This window comes from Archangium sp. (genome assembly GCF_036389735.1).
Taxonomy (GTDB): Bacteria; Myxococcota; Myxococcia; order Myxococcales; family Myxococcaceae; genus Archangium.
This window is the reverse complement of the sequence record NZ_DASVWK010000783.1, coordinates 1-3,084: the sequence shown is the minus strand read 5'-3', so window position 1 is coordinate 3,084 and position 3,084 is coordinate 1. Positions and strand designations below refer to the sequence as shown.

The 3,084-nt window shown below is 67.9% G+C and carries 3 protein-coding genes; 1 reads left to right on the top strand and 2 read right to left on the bottom strand.

Translation table 11 applies throughout. From position 1 onward, the window contains the following. Window positions 1-511, bottom strand: a 511-nt coding sequence (locus VF794_RS27725; protein ID WP_331115519.1) for an N-acetylmuramidase family protein, incomplete at its 3' end; no start/stop codon positions are given. Between the two features lie 48 nt (window positions 512-559). Next, window positions 560-1,690 carry a 5'-nucleotidase gene (locus VF794_RS27720; RefSeq protein WP_331115517.1) on the bottom strand — a complete coding sequence of 377 codons (1,131 nt, stop codon included), beginning with the start codon at window positions 1,688-1,690 and terminating at the stop codon, window positions 560-562. Window positions 1,691-1,943: 253 nt separating this feature from the next. Between VF794_RS27720 and VF794_RS27715 the strand changes: the two genes are divergently transcribed. Further along, window positions 1,944-2,834, top strand: coding sequence for a zinc metalloprotease (locus VF794_RS27715; RefSeq protein ID WP_331115515.1), 891 nt, complete (start codon window positions 1,944-1,946; stop codon window positions 2,832-2,834). The last annotated feature ends 250 nt before the right edge of the window (window positions 2,835-3,084 follow it).

The window sequence follows — 3,084 nt, the reverse complement described above, 5'->3', positions numbered from 1 at the left end:
CGTTGTAGCCGCGGGCGAAGGCGGCCCAGTCGTGGTGGCGCAAGGGCTCGGCCAGGCCATTTTTCTGGATGAAGGCCGTCAGGGCCGCGAGCTGCTCGTCCTCGGACACCATCATCCGGGTGACGAACTGCTCGACGGAGCCGTAGCCCAGGTCGCTGGCGTGAAACCCCATTACCTGGCCGAGGCCCCACGAGGCGCTCGTGAGCGCGGCCTGCTCGTCTAGCGCCAGGGCCCGCTCCAGGCGCTCGTACTCCGCCACGCCGCCGGCATAGCCCCCGGCCTTGGGGTTGCTGATGTCGGGGGCTTGCTTGTCGAAGCGGCCTTCCGTCCTCCGGCTGAAGATGTGGCGCTCGAAGAGGATGACGGGTCGGCGGTCGGCGAAGTAGCCACAGCCCCGGGTCTCCACCTTGAGCACGGCCCAGATCTCGGCCGGGCGCACGGAGAGCGTGTCGGCACAGGCCTCGATGCCCTGCGCGGTGAGTGGGGCGGCGGCTCCAATGAAGCGGGTCATGCGGCTTGGACCCGTGAGGCCCGGAAACGGGCAAGGGCAGGACTCTCGTCAGTGCGCGGCGTTGGCCGAGCCGCTCTGCACGAGTTCATCCACCCGCTGCTTCAGCACCGGATCATCCGCCACCGCCAGGCCCAGGGTGACATAGGAGAGCTGGTGCGCGCGCCCGCCCTTGGGAGGCTTCACGTCCAGCTCCCCCTCGAGCTGCCGCAGGCGGCCCTCCAGCTCCACGATGGTGCGGGTGAGCTCGGCGCGCGTCTGCTCATCCTTGGCACTGGCCAGCCGCTCGTGCGCCTTCAGGAGGTTGCCCTCCACCACACCCAGCTGCTTGCGGGCCCGCGACCCCGAGCCCAGGTCCACCGAGGGCCCCGGCCCGTCCACGCTCAGCTCCAGCCGCGTGAGCTCCCGCCCGAGCGTCCCCGAGGGGAAGACGGCGGCGTGGCTGCCCACCAGCTCGCCAATGCCGATGCCCTTGGCGTCATGGGACTGCACCACGAAGTCCACCGCGTCCTCGGCCAGCAGGGCCAGCTTCACGGCCTCCTGGTAGGGCACCGCCGCGAGCACCACCACCACGTCCACTTTGCGGGCCTTGCGCAGCCGGCGGGCCTCGGCCAGCGCGGCCTCCTTCGGAGGACGGCCCTTCAACCCGGGCTCCCCGGCCGGCACGCCCTCGGGAGACACCCCCACCACGCCCACCTTCAGTCCCCCGGCCTCCACCACCAGGGAGGCCGTGAAGGGCGCCTTGCCGGCCTTGTCCACCAGGTTGGCGGACAGCAGCTTCATCTTCTTGTTGCGCCCCTGCGTGGCTTTCTGGAGGTAGGACAGGCCCAGCGACAGGTCGCGCTCCCCCACCGCCATGGCCACCGTGCCCTGCGCCTCCATCTGCTCGAGCACCAGCTCCGCCTGCTGTTGGACCAGGGACTCCTCCCGGCGCGTGGGCTCGCGGAACAGCGCGTTGCCCGAGTCCATCAACACCACCGGCAGGCCCCGGGCCCGCTCCGCCTCGATGGCCGTCTTCCTCCGGGCCAGCCCGCCTTGAGGTTCCACCTTGCAACCACAGGGAGCGATCTCCCCCCGGTTGTCTCCGGTGAAGAGCAACACCAGCCGCCGGGGCTCCGCCTGGGCCCCCAGGGGCAACAGCAGCAGCACGGCCACCACCATCAGCGTGAATCGGGCCTTCACTTCTTCTCCTCGCACGGACACGGGCCATCGGGCCCACCGCGTCCTCTCCATGCTACGCCAGAGTCCTCCGCACCCAGGCACGTAGTAGGAGGAGGACCCACCGCGACACAGGCCTACACCGCAATTCCTTGCATCTGAAACGATTGACTTGGCGAGTCATGGAATTCGTGGTTAGAATGCAAGAAAAGGCTTTGACCGTTTTCCCGAATTAATTTAAAAGCAGTGCATCTTTCTCTTCGGAAGGTGGTTGCACATGCGCATGTTCGGCAAGACGGTTGTGACGGTGGGTGCTCTCGCGGCGATGGTCGGCTGCGGCCCGGTGGACGAGGCGGAGCAGGTTGCCGTCGACGGCGTTGAGGCGCAGGTCGCGGACCCCCGCAACTGCGGCGCCGAGGAGTTCACCGAGGAGCAGGTCGCCCAGATCGAGGCCCGCTTCGAGGCGCTCCAGGCCAAGCAGGCGATGGGCGGCACGGTCAACGCGATGGGCGCTTCCATCCCCGTCTACTTCCACGTCATCCGTACCAGCGCCGGCGCCGGCGGCGTGACCACCACGCAGATCAACAACCAGATCACCGTCCTCAACAACGCCTACGCGGCGGCGGGCTTCAGCTTCTATCTGGCCGGCACGGACTACACCAACAACGACTCGTACTACACCTGCTCCGGTGGCACGTGTGAGACGAACATGAAGAACGCCCTGCGCAAGGGCACCGCGACCGCCCTCAACTTCTACACCAACAACATGGGCGGCGGCCTGCTCGGCTGGGCCACCTTCCCCTGGAGCTACGCCAGCAGCCCGAAGATGGACGGCGTGGTGGTGCTCCAGAGCTCGCTGCCCGGCGGCACGGCCACCAACTACAACCAGGGCGACACCGGCACCCACGAGGTCGGTCACTGGATGGGCCTGTACCACACCTTCCAGGGCGGCTGCACCAGCACCAACGACAGCGTGAGCGACACCCCGGCCGAGCAGTCGGGCGCCTCCGGTTGCCCCACCGGCCGTGACAGCTGCACCAGCCTGGCCGGCCTGGACCCCATCACCAACTTCATGGACTACAGCTACGACTCCTGCATGAACACGTTCTCCGCGGGCCAGAACAGCCGCGCGAACAGCATGTGGACCTCGTACCGCGCGGGCAAGTAAGCCCCGGCCCGAGACACCTCTCGTCTCGGACATGAGCAGCGGGCCTCTCACTCAGGTGGGGGCCCGCTGTTTCTTTTTTCAGGACCCTCCCCGCTTCTCCTGGCTCACAGGGCGAGCACCTGAAATCCGAGCAGGGCGTCCGGAGCTTTCGTCCGGACACCCTGGGACGGGGTGCTACTGGATGCGCTTGAAGCCGCCGAGCACGAACTCGTAGGTGTTCGCCTGCGCGTTGTACGTGGCGTTGAAGGTG